We start from the raw sequence: 19,473 nt of genomic DNA, 5'->3' as shown, positions 1-19,473 counted from the left end.
CTTTTGGCCCCGACAAGATGAGCATTATCGATAATCGCAAGGCCTCGCACGACTACTTCATCGAAGACCGCTACGAAGCCGGCCTCGTTCTCCAGGGCTGGGAAGTCAAGGCGATCCGCGACGGGCGCGTGCAGCTCAAGGAAAGCTACGTCATCGTGCGCGATGGCGAGTTGTTCCTGCTCGGCATGCACGTCAGCCCCCTGCCCACGGCATCCACCCACATCCATCCCGACGCCATGCGCACGCGCAAGCTGCTGCTCAAGGCCGAGGAAATCAGCAAGCTGATCGGCAAGGTCGAGCAGCGCGGCTACACGTTGGTGCCGCTGAACCTGCATTACAAGAATGGCCGCATCAAGCTCGATTTCGCGCTGGGCCGCGGCAAGAAGCTCTACGACAAGCGCGACACCGCGCGCGAAAAGGACTGGCAGCGCGAGAAAGAGCGCATCATGAAGCACGACACCCGCGCCTCGCGCAAGGACGGCTGAGCGCGCCGCCGGTTCAGGCCGCCGCTGGCAACGGCGCGCGCTCGGCCAGGTTCTCGCCTGGCCCCACCACGCGATTGCGGCCGGCCTGCTTGGCGGCGTACAGCATGCGGTCGGCCCGCTCGAAAAACGCCGGCAGGTTCTCGCCCGGCAGCCAGTCGGCCACCCCGGCGCTGAAGGTATACGCGATCGTGCTGCCGCCATGCGCGCAGGGTGTGCGCCGCACCGAGTCGAGCAGCCGATGCGCCACTTCCATCACGGCATCGCTGCGCATGTCGGCGAACAGCACGCTGAATTCCTCGCCCCCCACCCGGCCCACATGGTCGCCAGTGCGCAACGTGGCCGTGGCCAGCAGCCCGAAGTGGCGCAGCACCGCATCGCCGGCGGCGTGGCCGTGCGTATCGTTGATGCGCTTGAAATGATCGATGTCCAGCAACAGCATCGACAGCGGCCGCCGCGTGCGCAGCGCCTGCGCGCAATAGCGCTCGGCCTGCAGCCACCACGCCTTGCGCGACATCAGCCCGGTCAGGAAATCGGTGCTGGCCTCGTGCTCACGATCGGCCAGCATGCGGTCGTGAATGATCATGATGGTGCCCAGCGTCAGGCACGGCATCGCCAGCACCCCCAGCGTCATGAACACGATGTTCCAGGTAGTCGGCTGCAGCAGGGAATCGGCCTGCGCCACGGAGAAGGCGAACAGCGCCGCACGCAGCGCGCAGGTCAGCCCCGAGATCATCGCCACCGACCAGGCGAAGTAATAGCTGTAGCGCGAGCGATTGGCCGGCAATCCGCGCCACACCGCCGCTGCCACCGCGAACATGAACCCCATCTGCAGCATCGACATGGCGACGATGCGCGGCGCCACTTGGCTGTCCACATAGGTGTATCCAGCCAACGCCAGCCAGGCCGCGGCGCATGCCAGCCCCATCAGGCGGCGTGGCACGCGCTGTCCCAGCAGGCGCCGGATGCCGGTGTAGTAGGCGCATAGCGCCAGGCCGATCAGCGCGTTGGGCAACATGATCGTCAGCCAGCGCGGCGCCTCGGTGGCCTGCAGCCCGAACAGGAAAAACGCCAACAGCGTGAGCAGATTGGCGCGTATGGTCTCGCGGATCCCCGCCATGCCGCTGCGCGCCAGGGAGCCCAGCACGCATAGCGACAGCACTCCCGCCAGTACTGCAATCGACAGCAAATGCACGGGAGCGATCATGGGCGGAGCGCCTGACGGCGCGCGGTTCAGCTATTGCGGGTGGATTTGACGATGGTCATGGCCGAAGCGATCATGCCGCCCACATCCGCCAGGTTGGCCGGCAGGATCAGCGTGTTGCCTTCCTTGGCCACGTTGCCGAAGGCCTCGACGTAGCGCTCGGCCACCTTCAGGTTGACCGCTTCGTTGCCACCCGGCTGGCGCACCGCCTCGGCCACCTGGGTGATGGCCTTGGCGGTGGCCTCGGCGATCGCCAGCACCGCCGCGGCCTCGCCCTGGGCCTGGTTGATCTGCGCCTGCTTCTCGCCTTCCGAACGGGCGATGGCCGCCTCGCGTTCGCCGGTGGCGATATTGATCTGCTCCTGGCGGCGGCCTTCGGAGGCCGCGATCAGCGCGCGCTTTTCCCGCTCGGCAGTGATCTGCGCCTGCATCGAGCGCAGGATTTCATTGGGCGGCGTCAGGTCCTTGATCTCGTAGCGCAGCACCTTCACGCCCCAGTTCAACGCCGCCTCGTCCAGCGATGAGACGATGGTGCTGTTGATGGCGTCGCGTTCCTCGAAGGTACGGTCCAGTTCCATCTTGCCGATCACCGAACGCAGCGTGGTCTGCGCCAGCTGCGTGATGGCCGAGATGTAGTTGGACGAACCGTAGGACGCGCGCATCGGGTCGGTCACCTGGAAGTACAGCACGCCGTCCACCTGCAATTGGGTGTTGTCGCGCGTGATGCAGACCTGGCTCGGCACGTCCAGCGGGATTTCCTTGAGCGAATGCTTGTACGACACGCGTTCGATGAACGGGATCACGAAACCCGCGCCCGGCGACAGTACGCGGTCGAACTTGCCCAGCCGCTCGACCACCCAGGCGTGCTGCTGGGGAACGATGGCGATCGCCTTGATAACGATCAGGATCGCCAGCGCGACGATGACGAGCAGGACGATAGTGGAAGTGTCCATCATGGTGTAGTGCCTCTTCTGGAGTGAATGCGGTGACGCGCCTGCCCGCGAAGCCAGGGCGCCTGCTGCGGCCGGCCCCGCCCAGGGCGGGTCCGGGTCCTGCTTGGATCGGCCAGCGCGGCCGGTCTGGGCGACCGTCGCTGGCGGTTCCCGGGGGAAATCCCCGCTTCAGCGCGCCGCGCCAGCCGCGCCGCCCTTGGGCGTCAGGACCAGGCGCGTGCCGCGCAATTCGGTAATGATGTGCTCGCCGCCGTGGGCCGGCTGGCCGGCCGCCAGTTCCGCCTGCCAGTGCGCCCCGCGGTACCAGACCCGGGCCGTGCCGTTCTCGGCCCAGGCTTCGACATTGACGGTCTGACCGATATCCAGGTTGACATCGGCGTTGCTGGCGGCGTTGACCTCGCGCTTTTTCAGCACCCGGGTCTTGCGCAGCGCCAGCAGGCCCAGCAACAACACCACGCCGCACGCCACCAGTTGCCATTGCAGGCCGGCCAGCAGCCACGCGGCGATGCCGCCCGCGGCCAGCCCCAGAGCCACCAGCAGCAGGTAGAACGTTCCCGTCGCCAGTTCGCCGATGAGCGCCAGCGCGGCCAGCCCAAGCCAGATCCACATAGTTGAGTTTTACCTGAAAGGATGAGTCGGTCTGCGGATTGTACGTATTTCCGTGACGCAGCGGTGACGCCGAGCCGCGCCCCGCGCAATCGTGCTGGATTATGATGTGCCCTGGCGTCCCGCCGTCCTGGAACCGGACGCCCTGCATTTTCCACGCATCCCTCTCCATGACCGCTGCCATTTCCCCCGTCCGTCCCGTCCTCATCCTGCACACGGGCGACCCGGACGACACGCTCAAGCGCCAGTTCGGCGGCTATGCCGAACAACTCGCGCAGGCCTGCGGCCTGGCGCCCGAAGCCCTCGAAACCGTCGCCGTCCACAACGGCGAGCATCCGCGCGACCCGCGCCACTACCGCGCCGCGCTGATCACCGGTTCGCCCGCCATGGTCAGCGACCGCGAACCCTGGAGCGAAGACACCGCCGCCTGGCTGCGCGCGGCGGCCGCCGCCGACCTGCCCATGTTCGGCATCTGCTATGGCCACCAATTGCTGGCACATGCCCTGGGCGGCAAGGTCGGCTACAACCCGGCCGGCCGCGAGGTCGGCACCCAGACGGTCGAACTGCTGCCCGCCGCCGCCGGCGACAAGCTGCTGGCCGGCCTGCCGCCCACCTTCCCCGCCCAGATGCTGCACGCGCAGACCGTGCTGCAGCTGCCGCCCGGCGCCGCCGTGCTGGCGCGTTCCGACCTGGACCCGCACCAGATGCTGCGCATCGGCCGCAATATCTTCTCGACCCAGTTCCACCCCGAATTCAGCCCCGATTTCGTGCGCGCCCACCTCGAGCGCTACGGCCGCCGCTACGCCGCCGAAAATCTCGACGTGCCCGGCCTGTCGGCCAACGTGCGGGCCACGCCGGTATCCGGCGAACTGGTGCGCCGCTTCCTGGATGCCTACGCGCCCGCCTGAGGCGGACGCGCCGGGCAACAACCGGAGTGCGGCGGCGGCCGGTTCAGGAGAACATTGCCAAAAGCGCGCCCATCGGCGCGCTCCAGGAGCCTGACATGAGCCACCCCGCCGCCTTGAGCCAACAGCACGCCGCCGCCGTCGAACGCGCCTGCCGGGCGCTGGAGGCCGAACAGCCCCCCCGACCTGAACACGCTGGCCGAGCAGGCCGGCATGAGCCGCTTCCACTTTCATCGCATCTTCAAGGCGGCCACCGGCATCACGCCCAAGGCCTACGCCAACGCGCTGCGCGCCGAGCGCGCCCGCCAGCAACTGCGGCAAAGCCCCAGCGTCACCGATGCCATGTACGGCGCCGGCTTCAATTCCAGCGGCCGCTTCTACGAGGCCGCCCCCGCCATCCTGGGCATGACGCCCACCGCCTTCCGCAAGGACGGCGAAGGCGTCGAGATCCGCTTCGCGGTCGGCCAGTGCACGCTCGGCGCGCTGCTGGTCGCGGCCAGCGACACCGGCATCTGCGAAATCGCGTTGCACGAAGACCCCGAGCAACTGGTGCGCAACCTGCAGGACCGCTTCAAGGCCGCCCGGCTGATCGGCGCCGACCGTGAGTTCGAGCAATGGATGGCGGCGGTGGTCGGCTTCGTCGAGAACCCCTCGGTCGGCCTGCACCTGCCGCTGGACGTGCGCGGCACCGCTTTCCAGCGCCGCGTCTGGGAAGCGCTGCGCGAGATCCCGGTGGGCGCCACCGTCACCTACACCGACATCGCCGAGCGCATCGGCTCGCCACGGTCGGTGCGCGCGGTGGCGCGCGCCTGCGCCACCAACAACATCGCGCTGGCGATCCCCTGCCACCGCGTGGTGCGCACCGACGGCTCGCTGGCCGGCTACCGCTGGGGCATCGAACGCAAGCGCGAACTGATCGAGCGCGAAGCCAGGGCGGCCTGAATCCGGCGCCCGCAAACCGCCGACCGGCGCCACGCGGCGCCCCCTTCCTCCGGCGGCGCCACGCCCCCCCGCTCCGCCGCTATGCGAGTCGCTGCCCCCAAGGGGGCGTTCCTGCCTTGGGGCGGCTCGGCGAAAAAAAACCCGCGCCATGCCTGGCGCGGGCTTCTTGCATGCGGACCGGCGATTACTTCGCCAGGCGCTGCCAGGTATCGACCACGGTGTCCGGGTTCAGCGACATCGACAGGATGCCTTCATCCTTGAGCCACTGCGCGAAGTCCGGGTGATCGCTGGGGCCCTGGCCGCAGATGCCGACGTACTTGTTGGCCGCCAGGCAGGCCTTGATCGCGCGGCGCAGCATGAACTTGACGGCCTCGTCGCGTTCGTCGAAATCGGCCGCCAGCAGTTCCATGCCGGAGTCGCGGTCCAGGCCCAGGGTCAGCTGGGTCATGTCGTTCGAACCGATCGAGAAGCCGTCGAAGTACTGCAGGAACTCGTCGGCCAGGATGGCGTTGGACGGCACTTCGCACATCATGATCAGCTTCAGGCCGTTCTCGCCGCGCGCCAGGCCATGCTTGGCGAGCAGGTTGACCACCTTTTCCGCCTGGCCCAGGGTGCGCACGAACGGCACCATGATCTCGACGTTGGTCAGGCCCATGTCATCGCGCACCTTCTTGAGCGCTTCGCATTCCATGCGGAAGCACTCGGCGAAATCGTCGGCGATGTAGCGCGAGGCGCCGCGGAAGCCCAGCATCGGGTTCTCTTCCTCGGGTTCGTAGCGCGAACCGCCCACCAGCTTGCGGTACTCATTGGACTTGAAGTCCGACATGCGCACGATCACGGGCTTGGGGTAGAACGCCGCCGCGATGGTGGCCACGCCTTCAGCCATCTTCTCGACGAAGAAGGCGCGCGGGCTGGCATGGCCGCGAGCGGCCGATTCCACCGCCTTCTTGAGCTCGCCGTCGACGTTCGGGTAGTCCAGCACCGCCTTCGGGTGGATGCCGATGTTGTTGTTGATGATGAATTCCAGGCGCGCCAGGCCGACGCCGCCGTTGGGAATCTGGGCGAAGTCGAACGCCAGCTGGGGGTTGCCCACGTTCATCATGATCTTCAGGTCGATGGCCGGCATTTCGCCGCGACGCACTTCCTCGACCTCGGTCTCGATCAGGCCGTCATAGATGCGGCCTTCGTCGCCCTCGGCGCACGACACGGTCACGGCCTGGCCTTCCTTGAGCACATCGGTGGCGTTGCCGCAACCGACCACGGCCGGAATGCCCAGCTCGCGCGCGATGATGGCCGCGTGGCAGGTCCGGCCGCCACGGTTGGTCACGATCGCCGAGGCGCGCTTCATGACGGGTTCCCAGTTGGGATCGGTCATGTCGGTGACCAGCACGTCGCCGGGCTGCACCTTGTCCATGTCGGAGATGTCGCCGACTACGCGCACCGGGCCCGAGCCGATCTTCTGGCCGATGGCGCGGCCGGTGATCAGGACCTGGCCGGTGGCCTTCAGGCGGTAGCGCTGCTGCACGTCATTGGCGCCCTGCTGCGACTTCACCGTTTCCGGGCGCGCCTGCAGGATGTAAATCTTGCCGTCGACGCCGTCGCGGCCCCACTCGATGTCCATGGGACGGCCGTAGTGCTTCTCGATGATGACGGCGTAGCGGGCCAGCTCGATGACTTCGTCGTCGGTCAGCGAGTAGCGGTTGCGCTCGGACACCGGCACGTCGACCGTGCGCACAGCGCGGCCTTCCGGACGCTCGGGATCGAATTCCATCTTGATCAGCTTGGAACCGATGCGACGGCCGACGATGGGGAAATGGCCCTGGGCCAGCGTGGGCTTGAAGACGTAGAACTCGTCGGGGTTGACGGCGCCCTGCACCACGGTTTCGCCCAGGCCGTACGACGAGGTGATGAACACCACATCCTCGAAGCCCGATTCGGTGTCGATGGTGAACATCACGCCGGCGCTGCCCTTGTCCGAGCGCACCATGCGCTGGATGCCGGCCGACAGGGCCACATCGGCGTGGGCATAGCCCTTGTGCACGCGGTAGGAGATGGCGCGGTCGTTGTAGAGCGAGGCGAACACGTGGCGGATCTTGTCCAGCACGTCGTCGATGCCGACCACGTTCAGGAAGGTTTCCTGCTGGCCGGCAAACGAGGCGTCGGGCAGGTCTTCGGCGGTGGCGGACGAGCGCACCGCGAACGAACCCTTGCCGTCGGCGTCGAGCTTGGCGAAGGCGTCGCGGATCTGGGTTTCGAATTCGGTCGAGAACGGCGCCTCGATGATCCATTGGCGGATCTGCGCGCCGGCGTTGGCCAGCTCGCGCACGTCTTCAGGGTTCAGGGTGGTCAGGCGTTCGGCGATGCGCTTGTCCAGGCCGGAGGCCTTGAGAAAGTCGCGGAAGGCGTCAGCGGTCGTGGCAAAGCCGCCCGGCACGCGGACACCCGCGCCAGACAGCTGGCTGATCATTTCGCCTAATGATGCGTTCTTGCCTCCTACCGAGTCCACGTCCGTCATGCGGAGCTGCTCGAACAAAACAACATACGACATTGAAGTCACCTTTTACAATGGAATGAAAGCGAGTTTGGTCAATGCAGATTCGGCGCCGGCTACCGCCCGGCATTCGCCGATCCGCCTGCGCTGACCAAACTGGCCTTGGACCGCCCTTGGGGTGACTTATAGGGGCCTGATTGTACTCGGAGGAGCACATCCGGCCATCCGCCTGGTTGGAATTTTTACATATGACATCTACCCCGATCGTACGCACGGTATACATCGTTTCCGACAGTACCGGCATCACCGCGGAAACCTTCAGCCAATCGGTGCTTTCCCAGTTCGAGCAAATCGATTTCAAGCCCGTGCGGCTGCCGTTTGTCGACACGCTGGAAAAAGCCGCCGAAGTGGCCATGCGCATCGACCGCAGCGCCCAGGAGGCCGGCGTGCCGCCGATCGTCTTCAGCACCCTGGTCAACCCCGACATCCTGGCGCGAGTTCGCCAGGCGAACGGCATTTTCCTGGATCTGTTCGGCACCTTCGTCAGCCACATCGAGCAGGCGCTGGGCCTGAAATCCAGCCACTCCATCGGCCGCTCGCACATGCAGGCCAATTCGGAAAAGTACCGCAACCGGATCGACGCCATCAACTTCAGCCTGGCGCATGACGATGGCCAGTTCGTCAACCAGCTCGACCAGGCCGACGTCATCCTGGTGGGCGTGTCGCGCTGCGGCAAGACCCCGACCAGCCTGTACCTGGCCATGCAGTACGCGATCAAGGCCGCCAACTTCCCCCTCACCCCGGATGACTTCGAGCGCGGCGTCCTGCCTTCGACCATCGCGCCGCACCGCGCCAAGCTGTTCGGCCTGTCGATCCAGCCCGAGCGCCTGGCCGAGGTCCGCAACGAACGTCGCCCCAACAGCCGCTACGCGCAACTGGAGCAATGCCGCTACGAAGTGGCCGAGGCCGAGCGCATGATGCGCCGCGAAGGCATTTCCTGGCTGTCCACCACCACCAAGTCGATCGAGGAGATCTCGACCACGGTGCTGCAGGAAGTCGGCCTGGATCGCGGCTGAAAACGCCAAGGGCGCGCTGGCGGCGCGCCCTTGGCGGGTGCAAAGCGGGCCGCCCGGCGGCGGTCAGCGGCGCAGCTTGACGCGCTCGCGCGAGCCGGCGCCCCAATACTTCAGCGGCGCCATTTCCTGCTGCGCCAGCGTTTCCGAGTCTTCCATCCGCATGACCTGGGTGCCCACGCTGGAAGAATTGCCGCCCACGCCTTCGATGCTCAGGCGCACGTAGCGCGTCTGCCCCGGCGCCAGGTCGAAGGTCACGAATTCGTTTTCACGCATCGTGTCGACGCGATAGGTGCCCGCCGGACGATTGATGAAGAAAAAGCTGCCCGGCTTGGAACGCCCCACCTTGGTGCCGTTGACACGCAGGTACGGTTGGCTCGACAACACGCTGCCAGGCGCTGGCGGCTGGTAGAAATAAATCCGGCCGGTATCCGGCACCATGACGGGAATGTTCGCCGCCACGTCCCGGTAACGGGCGCCGCCGCAACCCGCCAACACCCCCACCGCGATCGCGGCGGCAGCCAGCATCCTGATTCCGCGCTTCATTCGTACAGCTCTCCTGTGATGCGGTTACGCACACTGCGCGTCAGCGCTGGGCACGAACCTGTTTATATTCATTGACGCATGCCCACCGGCAGCGCCACTGGACGAGTCAGCTCGACATAGCCGCGTTCGCCTGGCAGATAACACCCCACCCACTGGCCCGAAGAGGCCACCAGATAGGCTTCGGTTTTCCTGGGGGCCCTGACCACGAACTGCGCCCCCAGGGGCCGATAGACATCCCCTTGCGCAATCGCGCCCACGCGCCGCCATTGCGAAGCGGCCGGCAGCGTCACCGTGGCATCGGCCGGTAGCGCGCCCACCACGGCCCGGGACAGCTGGATCACGCTGCCAGGCTCTGCCGCCGCGACCGGCACCAGGCTGGCCGGCTCGGGCTTGCCGGATGCGCAGCCACCCAACACCATCAGGCTCAGGCTCGCGGCCACCATCACGCGGCCCACGCGGCGAGTCGATGATTGGCCAATGACCGGCGACGACCTCATGGAACACCTCGGGTTGGCAAAATATGTAAGTATATATATCAATAGCACCGTTTTTCGCGGTCGCGCCAGCCCGCGCCCCAATAAGGCAGGCCGGCCATGTCCTGCCGGGCCGTCTCGGCCGATTCCTCCAGCCGCAGCGCTTGCGTGCCGCTGACAATGCCGGTGCGCACATAGCGGGCCTGCCCGGCTTCCAGCGGCACCGGCAGCGCGGCGGCCGACATCACAAGCATCCTTACAAGCTCCATGCGGACTCCTGGGTAGCCATGGCCCGACGCCGGAAACAGGTTCCGGATCATGAATATCGCGAGAGTATAAGCGGGGTCCGGCCCCGTTAGCGGAGCCGCGGCCGAAGACCAGACGATATCAGCGCGCGCCGGCCGCCAGCGCCTGACGGCGCTGCTCGAACAGGCAGATGGCGGCCGCAGCGCCCACGTTGAGCGACTCGACCGCGGCCATGTCATGGGGAATGCGCAGTTTGAGCCGCGCCGCCGCCAGCAAGCCGGCCGCTACGCCCTGCCCTTCGTGGCCGAAGACCCACGCACAGCGCTCGGGCAGGCGCCCCCCATACAGGTCCTGGGCCCCTTCCAGGGCCGTCGCCACCAGCGGCACGCGCAGGGCCGGCAGCAGCGCCTGCAAGTCCACGTGCTCGTGGATCGCCAGGGCGAAGTGCGCCCCCTGGCCGCTGCGCAGCACCTTGGACGACCAGGCGGCCGCAGTGCCGGTGGCCAGGAACACGCGTTTGACGCCGGCGGCCGCACAGGTGCGCAGCAAGGTGCCGACATTGCCCGGGTCCTGGATCCGGTCGAACAGCACACAATTCTCGTCCACCGCCTCGGGCAGGGACGGCAGCGGCGGCGTCACCACGAAGGCCACGCCCTGCCCGCTTTCCACGCTGGCCAGCGCCTGCATCAAGCGCGCATCCAGCGCCAGGCAACGGTCGCGCGGCACCGCGGCCGCCAGCGCCGCGATATCGGGCTGCGACAGCCGCTCGACGTCGAAGATGGCCTGGTCCGGCGCGCCATGATGCTGCAGCCACGCCTGGCACAGGTGCACGCCGTCCAGCAGCACGGGCGCGCCGCGCTTGCCGGCGGTGCCCGCCAGCTTGACGAGCGCCTTGACCGCGGGATTGTCGCGGGAACTGATGTGTTTCATGAAACCAGGCCGAAGGCCTTGATGGGCGCGAAACTGCGGCGATGCTCGGCGCAGGGGCCGTGTTCGCGCAGCATCTGCAGGTGCAGCGCGGTGCCGTAGCCCTTGTGCTGGTCGAAGGCGTATTGCGGATAGAGCGTATGCAAACGCAGCAGATCGGCATCGCGCGCGGTCTTGGCCAGGATCGACGCGGCGGAGATGGCTGGCACCAGGGCGTCGCCCTTGATCACCGTCTGCACCGTGCAACCCAGCTTGGGCGCCTGGTTGCCGTCCACCAGCGCCAACTGGGGCGCCATCGACAGGCCTTCGACGGCGCGGCGCATCGCCAGCATGGTGGCGCGCAGGATGTTCAGGCTGTCGATCTCGGCCACGCTGGCGCTGGCCACGCACCAGGCCAAGGCATGCGCCTGGATCTCGAGCGCCAGCGCCTCGCGCGTGGCGGCCTTGAGCACCTTGGAATCGGCCAGGCCGTCGATAGGACGCGCCGGGTCCAGGATCACGGCGGCCGCATACACGGCGCCCGCCAGCGGACCGCGGCCCGCCTCGTCGACGCCCGCAGTCACCAGCGCCGGCTGCGCGGGCGCGGCGAACAGATCAGGCTGCTCCACCGGCCACCTCCAGGATCGCCTGGGCGGCAAGCGCCGGCGTATCGCGCAGCAGTTCCTGATGCAAGGCCGTGAAGCGCGCCTCGATGCGGGCCGCCAAGGCCTCGTCGGTCAGGGCCGTCCAGGTGGCTTCGGCCAGCTTTTCCGGCGTGGCATCGTCCTGCAACAGCTCGGGCACGGCAAAATCGCGCAACAGCACGTTGGGCAGGCCGACCCATGGCAGGTAGGGCCGCTCCTGTCCGGACTTCCAAGCCATGATGCGACGCATCAGCGGCGACAGCACGTAGGAAATCACCATGGGCCGCTTGTACAGCGCGGTTTCCAGGGTGGCGGTGCCACTGGCCACCAGCACTGCGGTGCTGGCTTCCATCACCGACCAGGCCACCGGAGCCTGGCGATCGCCATCGGCGCCATGCAGGTCCTGCGCGGTGACGCAGCGCAGCCCCGGCACCGGGTACTTGGCCAGGATCGCCTGGAATTCCGCGCGGCGCTGGTCGTTGACCATGGGCACCACACATTGCAACGCCGGATCGCGCTTGTGCAATAGCTGCGCGGCCTGCAGGAAGCGCGGCGCCAGCAAGCGGATTTCGGACGAACGGCTACCCGGCAGGATCGCCAGCACCCGCGCGTCCGGATCGATGCCCAGCCGCGCGCGTGCGGCGGCGCGGTCCGGTTGCATCGGCACGGCGCCGGCCAGCGGATGGCCGACGTAGGTGACCGGGATGCCTTCCTTGCGGTAGATATCTTCCTCGAACGGGAACAGCACCAGCATGTGCGAGACCGATTCGCGGATCTTGTGGATGCGGTCGTAGCGCCAGGCCCATATCGACGGGCCGACGAAATGCACGGTCGGCGTGCCGGCCTGGCGCAATTGATGCTCCAGGCGCAGGTTGAAATCGGGCGCGTCGATGCCGACGAACACCGACGGCGGTTCGGCCAGCCAGCGGCGCGACACGTCACGGTAGGTGCGCAACAGGCTGGGCAGGCGCTTGAGGGCGTCGACGTAGCCGAACACCGTCAGCGCATGCATCGGGTGCCAGGTATCGAAATCGCGCGCCTGCATCTGCGGGCCGCCGATGCCTTCGCACCGCACGCCCGGGGCGCGCTGCTGCAGACCGGCAATGATACGCCCGGCCAGCAGATCGCCCGAGGGCTCGCCGGCCACCATGCCGATCCGCATGTTCATGGGCGGATGATGCCGCGCGAAGCGACGTCGAGGAAATCCAGCAGGGTCTGCAGGTGCTCGGCGACTTCGGGTTCGGCCTGCTGGCGGGCGCGCAGCTCCGCGCGCGCCTCATCCAGCGGCAGGCCGCGGCGATAGATGATCTTGTAGGCGTCACGCAGCGCCGACACCTGGGCCGGCGTGAAGCCGCGGCGCTTCAGGCCTTCGACGTTGATGCCCACCGGGCGGCACGGATTGCCCGCGGCCAGCACGAACGGCGGCGTATCCTGCATCAGCGAGCTGTTGCCGCCCGTCATGCTGTGCGCGCCGATACGCGAGAACTGGTGCACGCCGGTCAGGCCGCCGACGATGGCCCAGTCGCCCACGTGGACGTGGCCGCCCAATTGCACGGAATTGGCCAGGATGGTGTTGTTGCCGACATGGCAGTCGTGCGCGACGTGCACGTAGGCCATGATCCAGTTGTCATCGCCCAGCGTGGTGGCGCCGCCATCCTGCACCGTGCCGGTGTTAAGCGTGACGAATTCGCGCACCGTGTTGCGGTCGCCGACGACCAGCCGGGTCGGCTCGCCCTTGTACTTCTTGTCCTGCGGCATGCCGCCGATCGAGCAATACCGGTAGAAACGGTTGTCGCGCCCGATGGTGGTCACGCCATCGACCATGCAATACGGGCCAAGCTCGGTGCCGGCGCCGATCGTCACATCGGGGCCCACGACGCAGAACGCGCCGATGACCACGCTGGGGTCGATTTTCGCCGCCGGATCGACGACGGCGGTAGGATGGATGTTTCCTGCCATTTACTCTTCCAGGCTGCGGATCGCGCACATGAGCTTGGCCGACGCCGCTTCCTGTCCGTCGACCGTGGCACGCGCTTGGTACTTGCAGATGCTGCGGCTCAGGCGCTCGGCTTCGACCTCGATGCGCAATTGATCGCCCGGCACCACCGGCCGGCGGAAACGCGCGCCATCGATACCCACCAGGTAATACGCCGTCTTGGCGCCTTCGCACTTCAGGCCGCCGTTTTCGTCCGTGAACGAGAACAGCGCCGAGGCCTGGGCCATGGCTTCCACGATGAGCACGCCCGGCATCACCGGATGGTGGGGAAAGTGGCCGTTGAAAAACGGCTCGTTGATCGAGACATTCTTGATGGCGACGATGGACTTGCCGGGCACCATTTCGACGACGCGATCAATCAGCAGCATCGGGTAACGATGCGGCAGCCTCTCCATGATCCCCTTGATGTCGAGTTCCATTTTTCTGTGAATTCCTGCGAAATGAAGTAAATCTTGCGGCGCCGGACGCACCCGGGCGGCGTCAATGCGCCCTAGTCTTTTTCCAGCGTCCGCACGCGGCGGCGCAATTGCGCCAACTGTTGTATCACTGCGGCGTTGCGCTGCCATTCGCCGTGATCCGCATACGGGTACACCCCGGTGTAGCGGCCAGGCTTGGAAATATTGGAGGTCACCGCGGTGCCGCCCGAAATGTGCACGTCGTCGACCAGCGTCAGGTGTCCGGACAGCATCGCGGCGCCACCGATGGTGCAGCGCTCGCCGATGGTGGTGGAACCCGCCACGCCCACGCAGGCCGCGATCGCGGTATGCCTGCCGATGCGCACGTTGTGTGCCACCATGATCTGGTTGTCGAGCTTGACGCCGTCGGCGACCAGCGTGTCCTCGAGCGCGCCGCGGTCGATGGTGGTGTTGGCGCCGATCTCGACGTCATCGCCCACCGACACACCGCCCAGCTGGGGAATCTTGCCCCAGGCGCCCTGCCCCAGCGACGGATCCGGCGCGAAGCCGAAACCATCCGCCCCCAGCACCGCGCCACTGTGGATGATGGCGCGGGCGCCGACCTTGACGCCTTCATACAGCGTGACATTCGCATGCAGGCGGCTGTCGGGACCGATCGAGGATGCGGCGCCGATGACACAGCCCGCCCCCAGCACCGTGCCTCGCCCGATGCGCGCCCCGGACTCGATGACGCAATTCGGACCAATACGCACGTCCGCCTCGATCTGCGCATCAGGCGCGACCACCGCCGACGGATGCGTGGCAGCAGCCTGGGCTGGACGCCGGGCGGCGTCGAACCATTGCGCCACCCGGGCATACAGCAAATAGGGATGCTTGCAGATGACCAGCGTGAAACGCGGCCGGTCGGCACCGGCGGCAGCCAGCGTCTCGGCCACATCGGCCGAGACGATCACCGCCCCCGCCTGGGTGGTCGCGAGTTGGCTCTGGTACTTGGGATTGGCCAGGAAGCTGATCTCCTGGCCACCCGCCGAGGCCAGGGTACCGATACCGCGGACCCGCAAGGGCTCCGCGCCGGCCGGCGCGCTGATGCGCCAGTCCATGCCCTGGGTATCGGCGGCGCTCAGCAACGCTTCAAGCGTCGGCGCGCGGGCAAGATCCAGTAGAACCGGCATACGGCGACTGCGACTTACTTGCCCAGGCTCTGGATCACCTTGTCGGTGATGTCGATGCGCGGGTTGACCGTCACGGCGTCCTGGATGATCAGGTCGTAGTTTTCCTGTTCGGCGATGCGCTTGATGGCCTCGTTGGCCTTCGTCACGATGCTGGAAAACTCTTCGTTGCGGCGGCGGTTGAAGTCTTCCTGGAATTCACGGCGCTTGCGCTGCAGATCGGTGTCCAGGTTGGACAGTTCACGCTGGCGCTTGACGCGGTCCGATTCCGACAGCACGGGAGCGTCCTTGTCGAACTTTTCGGCTTGCGAGCGCAGGGTGGAGTTCAGGCGCTGGAGCTCGTCGTCGCGCTTCTTGAATTCGGCTTCGATCTTGCTTTGCGCGGTCTTGGCGGGGCCGGACTCACGCAGGATCCGCTCGGTATTGACGAAGCCGATCTTGGTGCCTTGCGCCTGAGCGGGTACCGCCGCGACGGAACCGAGGATGAGCGCACCCACCAGGGCAATGGAGCCGCCCAGCTTGCCACGGCGGCTGGCACGCGGCGTATTCGATGATTTAAGTGCGAAGTCAGACATCATGAAAATCTCACCTTCCAGTAAGGCAAAGCCAAAGTGTGTATTGTGCCACTAAACGACAGAGGGGCCGGGCCGGGGGGCCCTGCCCTTGTTTTCAAGCGTAACGCCGACGCTCAGAACCCGGTCCCGATCTGGAACTGGAAGCTCTGCTTGTCGTCGCCTGCCTTGGCGTTGAGCGGCCGGGCGTACGACAGCTGCAGCGGGCCCATCGGCGATTGCCACGACAGGCCGATACCGGCCGAGAAACGCCAGCCGCAAGGATCCTCGACCTCGCTGCCCGGCTTGCCGCCGGTGCAAGACAGGCCGCTGCCGGCGCCGACCTGGCCCGCGTCGCTGAAGATGAACCAGCGCAGCGTGCGATCCTTGGACGCGCCCGGGAACGGCAGATACAACTGCGCGTTCGCCACGATGCGGCGCGAACCACCCAGGTAGTCGCCCGTGACCGGGTCGCGCGGACCCAGCGACGAACCTTCGTAGCCGCGCACCGTGCCGATACCGCCGGCGTACACGTCCTTGATGATCGGGTAGTCCTTGCCGCCGTAGCTCTGGCCCCAGTCGACCATGCCGTTCAGCGCCAGGGTGTACGAGCCGCCCAGCGGGATGAAGTACTGTTGCTGGCCGGTGAGCATGTAGTACTTGAGGTCGACCGTCGAGAAGTCGCTCTTCAAGCGGGTGTACGAACCCTTGGTCGGCGCCAGGGCGCTGTCGCGGGTGTCGTTGGACCAGCCGGCGGTGAAGATGACCGAGTTGGTCGAGTCGCCGTACTGATTGACGAAGTTGCGGTAGGCCAGCGGCGAATTCGAGAACAGATCGATCTGGTTGCGTTCGAGGTTGGCGCCCAGGAAGATCCGGTCGTATTCCGAGATCGGCACGCCGAAGTTCATGCCCAGACCCATGGACTTGACGCGATAGTCGCCGTCGTTGTTGTTCCAGGGCTCGGTCACGCGGTAGTACGCGGACGTGGTGCGGCTGATGCCGTCCTTGGTCCAGTACGGGTCGGTGTGCGACAACACCACCGCGCGGTTGCTCTTGCTGGTGTTCAGTTGCAGCGTCAGGTTGGTGCCGCTGCCGAACACGTTGTCTTCGCTGATGCCGGCCGACAGGATCGCCTTCTCGGACGAACCGTAGCCCACGCCCAGGTTGATCATGCCGGTGGGCTTTTCCTTGACATCGACGTTGACATCGACCTGGTCGGGCGAGCCCGGCACCGGATCGGTCTTGACATTGACGTCACTGAAGTAGCCCAGGCGGTCGACACGGTCGCGCGAGGTCTTGATGTCCTTGGCGTCGTACCAGGCGGCTTCCTGTTGGCGCATTTCGCGGCGCACGACCTCGTCGCGGGTGCGCGTGTTGCCGCCGATCTGGATGCGGCGCACGTAAACCCGGCGGCTCGGATCGACGTAGAACGTCAGGTCGGCCTCATGCTTGGCGCGGTCGAGCTGCGGGTTCGGGTTGACGTTGGCGAAGGCGTAGCCCAACTCGCCCAGGTAGTCGGTGATGGCCTTGGCCGAATTGTTGGCCTTGGCCGCCGAGAACGTCTCGTCCGGCTTGACCTGCACCAGGGCATTGATTTCCTTGTCCAGGCCGAGCAGGTTGCCGGCCAGCTTGACGCTGCGCACCTTGTACGGCTCGCCCTCATGGACGGTAATGGTGATGCGGATGTCCTTGCGGTCCGGCGAGATCGTGACCTGCGGCGGTTCGACCGTGAATTCGAGGTAACCGCGATCGAGATAGAACGAACGCAGGCGTTCCAGGTCGCCCTCGAGCTTTTCGCGCGAATACTTGTCGGTATCGGTGTACCAGGTCAGCCAGCCCGGCGTGGTCAGCTTGAATTCGTCGAGCAGGTCGCTTTCGGAGAAGGCCTTGTTGCCGACGAAGCGGATTTCCTGGATGCGGGCCACCGAGCCTTCGAACACGTCGAAACTCACGCCCACGCGGTTACGCGGCAGCGGCGTCACGGTGGAAGTCACCTCGACGCCATACTTGCCCTTGGACAGGTATTGCTGCTTGAGTTCGTATTCGGCGCGCTCGAGCATGGAGCGGTCGAAAATGCGGCCCTCGGCGAAACCGACCTGCCCCAGCGACTTGGTGATGGCCTTGGAATCGAATTCGCGCATGCCGTTGAAATTCACGGATGCGATCGTGGGACGTTCCTGGACCACCACCACCACGACATTGTTGTCGGTCTGGATCTGCACGTCAGTGAAGAAGCCCGTGCCGTACAGGCGGCGGATCGCCTCGGTGGCTTCGTCTTCGGTGAATTTCTCACCCACCTTGACCGGCAGATAACCAAAGACGGTGCCGGCGTCGGTACGCTGGATCCCCTCCACGCGGATATCCCGCACGACAAAAGGCTCGAAAGCATGAGCCATGCCCGGCAGCAGCAATGCGGCGATCAGGCTCGGCACTACGCCCGGCAGTACACCCTTTTTGTGATGAAACATCCGGCGAAAAGACATCCTTGAGTATCCTCGGTCGTGCAAATGGCGGGGGATTTTATGCTAATTGGCGCTTATGTGAACAGGCGCGTGAAATCATTGAAAAGCGCAAGCCCCATCAGGCTTGCCAATAAACCAATGCCTGCGCGCTGTCCGATATCGATCCACCGTGCGGGAGGCGGACTGCCCCGCACAATTTCGACGAGATAGTACAGCAGATGCCCCCCGTCCAGCATAGGAATAGGCAGCAAATTTAGTACGCCCAGGCTGATACTGATCAACGCGATATAAGCGATATACGCAACAATGCCGATCCGGGCGGTCTGGCCGGCATAGTCGGCGATGGTCACGGGACCGCTGACATTGCGCCAGGACACGTCGCCCGTCACCATGCGGCCCATCATGCGCAGCGAGAACAGCGCCGTGTCCCAGGTGCGGACCGTGCCTTGCCACAGGCTGTCGAGCACGCCGTAGCGCACCGTCACCATAGGCACGTCGCCGCCCAGCTGCACGCCCAGGCGGCCGATGACCTGACCATTGACCGTCTCGGGGCGCGGCGTGACATTGACAGTGACCTGGGCGCCCTCACGCGACAGCGTCAGCGCCAGCGTCTTGCCGGCGCTCTCCTGGATCTGTTTGACCAACGCGCCGGTGTCGGGGGTGGGCTGGCCGTCCACGGCCAGGATCAGGTCGCCCGGGCGCAAGCCGGCCGCCTTTCCCTCGCCGCCATCGTTGACGACCCGCACCGCGGGCTTGGGCTGGGCCAGGCGGATGCCGGCAGCTGCCAGCGGGTCGCCGCCGGCCGGGTCCATGGCGTTGGCCGGCAAGACCAGTTCGCGCTGTTGCGCGCCCCCGCCAGGCGTGCCGACTTCGATGCGGGCACGGCCGCCGGTGGCCATCAGGTCCATCAGGCGCCAGCGGGCGTCAGACCATGACGCCACCTCCTGACCGTCGATGGCCAAAATGCGGTCGCCCGCGACCAGGCCTGCGCGCGCAGCGGGCGTGTCGGCAGCGGGCGGCGCGATCACGGCGACCGGTTCCTGGGTGCCGGCCAGGTTCAGGCCGGCATACAGGAAGACCGCGAGGATCAGGTTGAAAATGGGACCGGCCGCGACGATGGCGATGCGCTTGCCGACGGATTTGTTGTTGAAGGCGGTGGCGGCTTCCGCCGCGCTGGCGCCGGCCGGGGCGTCGTCCTGCATCTTGACGTAGCCCCCCAGGGGCAGCGCCGACAAGGCCCACTCGGTGCCATGCCGATCGGTGCGGCGCAGCACCACCTTGCCGAAACCAACCGAAAATCGCAGCACTTTGACACCGCACAGGCGCGCCACCCAGTAGTGCCCCAACTCATGGAAAATGATCAGGGAGCCAAGCGCCACGGCAAAGGCCAGCAGGGTGAAAAGCATCG

At 66.4% G+C, this 19,473-nt stretch carries 20 protein-coding genes; 4 read left to right on the top strand and 16 right to left on the bottom strand.

Annotated elements, in window-relative coordinates; translation table 11 throughout:
* The first annotated feature begins 17 nt into the window (after positions 1-17).
* Positions 18-485 (top strand): SsrA-binding protein SmpB, encoded by a 468-nt coding sequence (smpB, locus tag HV701_RS21870; RefSeq protein ID WP_175135107.1) that lies wholly within the window; start codon positions 18-20, stop codon positions 483-485.
* Positions 486-498: 13 nt separating this feature from the next.
* Here smpB and HV701_RS21865 read toward each other — a convergent pair whose 3' ends face one another.
* The 3 genes from HV701_RS21865 to HV701_RS21855 all read right to left on the bottom strand — a co-directional run bounded on the left by HV701_RS21865 (position 499) and on the right by HV701_RS21855 (position 3,248).
* Complete coding sequence (locus HV701_RS21865) at positions 499-1,689, bottom strand: GGDEF domain-containing protein (protein WP_175135106.1); 1,191 nt, start codon at positions 1,687-1,689, stop codon at positions 499-501.
* A 26-nt stretch (positions 1,690-1,715) separates the two neighbouring features.
* Positions 1,716-2,642, bottom strand: coding sequence for an SPFH domain-containing protein (locus HV701_RS21860; protein WP_175135105.1), 927 nt, complete (start codon positions 2,640-2,642; stop codon positions 1,716-1,718).
* Between the two features lie 165 nt (positions 2,643-2,807).
* Positions 2,808-3,248, bottom strand: a complete 441-nt coding sequence (locus HV701_RS21855) for an NfeD family protein (RefSeq protein WP_175135104.1) — start codon at positions 3,246-3,248, stop codon at positions 2,808-2,810.
* Positions 3,249-3,415: 167 nt separating this feature from the next.
* Between HV701_RS21855 and HV701_RS21850 the strand changes: the two genes are divergently transcribed.
* The gene (locus tag HV701_RS21850) at positions 3,416-4,153 is read left to right on the top strand and encodes a glutamine amidotransferase (protein ID WP_175135103.1); all 738 of its coding nucleotides are present in this window, start codon (positions 3,416-3,418) and stop codon (positions 4,151-4,153) included.
* 210 nt (positions 4,154-4,363) lie between these two features.
* Entirely contained in the window at positions 4,364-5,092 is a 729-nt protein-coding gene (locus tag HV701_RS21845; RefSeq protein WP_420867825.1) for a bifunctional transcriptional activator/DNA repair enzyme AdaA, read from the top strand.
* A 184-nt stretch (positions 5,093-5,276) separates the two neighbouring features.
* Here the strand turns inward: HV701_RS21845 and ppsA are convergent, their stop codons facing one another.
* The gene (gene ppsA / locus HV701_RS21840) at positions 5,277-7,640 is read right to left on the bottom strand and encodes a phosphoenolpyruvate synthase (protein ID WP_175135102.1); all 2,364 of its coding nucleotides are present in this window, start codon (positions 7,638-7,640) and stop codon (positions 5,277-5,279) included.
* A 191-nt stretch (positions 7,641-7,831) separates the two neighbouring features.
* Here ppsA and ppsR point away from each other — a divergent pair, with 191 nt between their 5' ends.
* Positions 7,832-8,659: a posphoenolpyruvate synthetase regulatory kinase/phosphorylase PpsR gene (ppsR, locus tag HV701_RS21835; protein WP_175135101.1), complete on the top strand. Its 828-nt coding sequence runs from the start codon at positions 7,832-7,834 to the stop codon at positions 8,657-8,659.
* A gap of 63 nt (positions 8,660-8,722) precedes the next feature.
* Here ppsR and HV701_RS21830 read toward each other — a convergent pair whose 3' ends face one another.
* From HV701_RS21830 to rseP, 12 genes are all read right to left on the bottom strand, one after another.
* On the bottom strand, positions 8,723-9,202 hold the full coding sequence (locus tag HV701_RS21830) for a DUF2846 domain-containing protein (protein ID WP_175135100.1): 480 nt from the start codon (positions 9,200-9,202) through the stop codon (positions 8,723-8,725).
* Positions 9,203-9,270: 68 nt separating this feature from the next.
* Positions 9,271-9,699: a hypothetical protein gene (locus HV701_RS21825; protein WP_244957778.1), complete on the bottom strand. Its 429-nt coding sequence runs from the start codon at positions 9,697-9,699 to the stop codon at positions 9,271-9,273.
* Between the two features lie 38 nt (positions 9,700-9,737).
* Positions 9,738-9,944: a hypothetical protein gene (locus HV701_RS21820; RefSeq protein ID WP_175135099.1), complete on the bottom strand. Its 207-nt coding sequence runs from the start codon at positions 9,942-9,944 to the stop codon at positions 9,738-9,740.
* A 118-nt stretch (positions 9,945-10,062) separates the two neighbouring features.
* Positions 10,063-10,851, bottom strand: a complete 789-nt coding sequence (locus HV701_RS21815) for a TrmH family RNA methyltransferase (protein ID WP_175135098.1) — start codon at positions 10,849-10,851, stop codon at positions 10,063-10,065.
* Entirely contained in the window at positions 10,848-11,456 is a 609-nt protein-coding gene (rnhB, locus tag HV701_RS21810; RefSeq protein ID WP_175135097.1) for a ribonuclease HII, read from the bottom strand. The genes HV701_RS21815 and rnhB overlap by 4 nt, the downstream gene beginning before the upstream one ends.
* A complete protein-coding gene (lpxB, locus tag HV701_RS21805) occupies positions 11,443-12,639 on the bottom strand; it encodes a lipid-A-disaccharide synthase (RefSeq protein WP_175135096.1) in 1,197 nt (398 codons plus the stop codon). The genes rnhB and lpxB overlap by 14 nt, the downstream gene beginning before the upstream one ends.
* Positions 12,636-13,430, bottom strand: a complete 795-nt coding sequence (gene lpxA / locus HV701_RS21800; protein ID WP_175135095.1) for an acyl-ACP--UDP-N-acetylglucosamine O-acyltransferase — start codon at positions 13,428-13,430, stop codon at positions 12,636-12,638. The genes lpxB and lpxA overlap by 4 nt, the downstream gene beginning before the upstream one ends.
* Complete coding sequence (gene fabZ / locus HV701_RS21795) at positions 13,431-13,886, bottom strand: 3-hydroxyacyl-ACP dehydratase FabZ (protein ID WP_175135094.1); 456 nt, start codon at positions 13,884-13,886, stop codon at positions 13,431-13,433. It abuts the gene before it with no gap.
* A 71-nt stretch (positions 13,887-13,957) separates the two neighbouring features.
* On the bottom strand, positions 13,958-15,055 hold the full coding sequence (gene lpxD, locus HV701_RS21790) for a UDP-3-O-(3-hydroxymyristoyl)glucosamine N-acyltransferase (protein ID WP_175135093.1): 1,098 nt from the start codon (positions 15,053-15,055) through the stop codon (positions 13,958-13,960).
* A gap of 14 nt (positions 15,056-15,069) precedes the next feature.
* A complete protein-coding gene (locus HV701_RS21785; protein ID WP_175135092.1) occupies positions 15,070-15,630 on the bottom strand; it encodes an OmpH/Skp family outer membrane protein in 561 nt (186 codons plus the stop codon).
* A gap of 110 nt (positions 15,631-15,740) precedes the next feature.
* On the bottom strand, positions 15,741-18,086 hold the full coding sequence (bamA, locus tag HV701_RS21780; protein ID WP_175135091.1) for an outer membrane protein assembly factor BamA: 2,346 nt from the start codon (positions 18,084-18,086) through the stop codon (positions 15,741-15,743).
* Positions 18,087-18,139: 53 nt separating this feature from the next.
* A complete protein-coding gene (gene rseP, locus HV701_RS21775; protein WP_175135090.1) occupies positions 18,140-19,471 on the bottom strand; it encodes an RIP metalloprotease RseP in 1,332 nt (443 codons plus the stop codon).
* Positions 19,472-19,473 lie beyond the last annotated feature (2 nt).

Origin of the sequence: Achromobacter pulmonis (assembly GCF_902859765.1) — a bacterium.
GTDB lineage: Bacteria > Pseudomonadota > Gammaproteobacteria > Burkholderiales > Burkholderiaceae_B > Achromobacter > Achromobacter pulmonis.
Note: the sequence above shows the minus strand (reverse complement) of the source record. Positions and strands in the feature narration are given on the sequence as shown.

Bases quoted from the DNA above. Each gene is read 5' to 3' on its own strand.
- smpB (WP_175135107.1), top strand. From the start codon at position 18: ATGAGCATTATCGATAATCGCAAGGCCTCGCACGACTACTTCATCGAA.
- HV701_RS21865 (WP_175135106.1), bottom strand. From the start codon at position 1,689: ATGATCGCTCCCGTGCATTTGCTGTCGATTGCAGTACTGGCGGGAGTG.
- HV701_RS21860 (WP_175135105.1), bottom strand. From the start codon at position 2,642: ATGATGGACACTTCCACTATCGTCCTGCTCGTCATCGTCGCGCTGGCG.
- HV701_RS21855 (WP_175135104.1), bottom strand. From the start codon at position 3,248: ATGTGGATCTGGCTTGGGCTGGCCGCGCTGGCGCTCATCGGCGAACTG.
- HV701_RS21850 (WP_175135103.1), top strand. From the start codon at position 3,416: ATGACCGCTGCCATTTCCCCCGTCCGTCCCGTCCTCATCCTGCACACG.
- HV701_RS21845 (WP_420867825.1), top strand. From the start codon at position 4,364: ATGAGCCGCTTCCACTTTCATCGCATCTTCAAGGCGGCCACCGGCATC.
- ppsA (WP_175135102.1), bottom strand. From the start codon at position 7,640: ATGTCGTATGTTGTTTTGTTCGAGCAGCTCCGCATGACGGACGTGGAC.
- ppsR (WP_175135101.1), top strand. From the start codon at position 7,832: ATGACATCTACCCCGATCGTACGCACGGTATACATCGTTTCCGACAGT.
- HV701_RS21830 (WP_175135100.1), bottom strand. From the start codon at position 9,202: ATGAAGCGCGGAATCAGGATGCTGGCTGCCGCCGCGATCGCGGTGGGG.
- HV701_RS21825 (WP_244957778.1), bottom strand. From the start codon at position 9,699: ATGAGGTCGTCGCCGGTCATTGGCCAATCATCGACTCGCCGCGTGGGC.
- HV701_RS21820 (WP_175135099.1), bottom strand. From the start codon at position 9,944: ATGGAGCTTGTAAGGATGCTTGTGATGTCGGCCGCCGCGCTGCCGGTG.
- HV701_RS21815 (WP_175135098.1), bottom strand. From the start codon at position 10,851: ATGAAACACATCAGTTCCCGCGACAATCCCGCGGTCAAGGCGCTCGTC.
- lpxB (WP_175135096.1), bottom strand. From the start codon at position 12,639: ATGAACATGCGGATCGGCATGGTGGCCGGCGAGCCCTCGGGCGATCTG.
- lpxA (WP_175135095.1), bottom strand. From the start codon at position 13,430: ATGGCAGGAAACATCCATCCTACCGCCGTCGTCGATCCGGCGGCGAAA.
- fabZ (WP_175135094.1), bottom strand. From the start codon at position 13,886: ATGGAACTCGACATCAAGGGGATCATGGAGAGGCTGCCGCATCGTTAC.
- lpxD (WP_175135093.1), bottom strand. From the start codon at position 15,055: ATGCCGGTTCTACTGGATCTTGCCCGCGCGCCGACGCTTGAAGCGTTG.
- HV701_RS21785 (WP_175135092.1), bottom strand. From the start codon at position 15,630: ATGATGTCTGACTTCGCACTTAAATCATCGAATACGCCGCGTGCCAGC.
- bamA (WP_175135091.1), bottom strand. From the start codon at position 18,086: ATGTCTTTTCGCCGGATGTTTCATCACAAAAAGGGTGTACTGCCGGGC.
- rseP (WP_175135090.1), bottom strand. From the start codon at position 19,471: ATGCTTTTCACCCTGCTGGCCTTTGCCGTGGCGCTTGGCTCCCTGATC.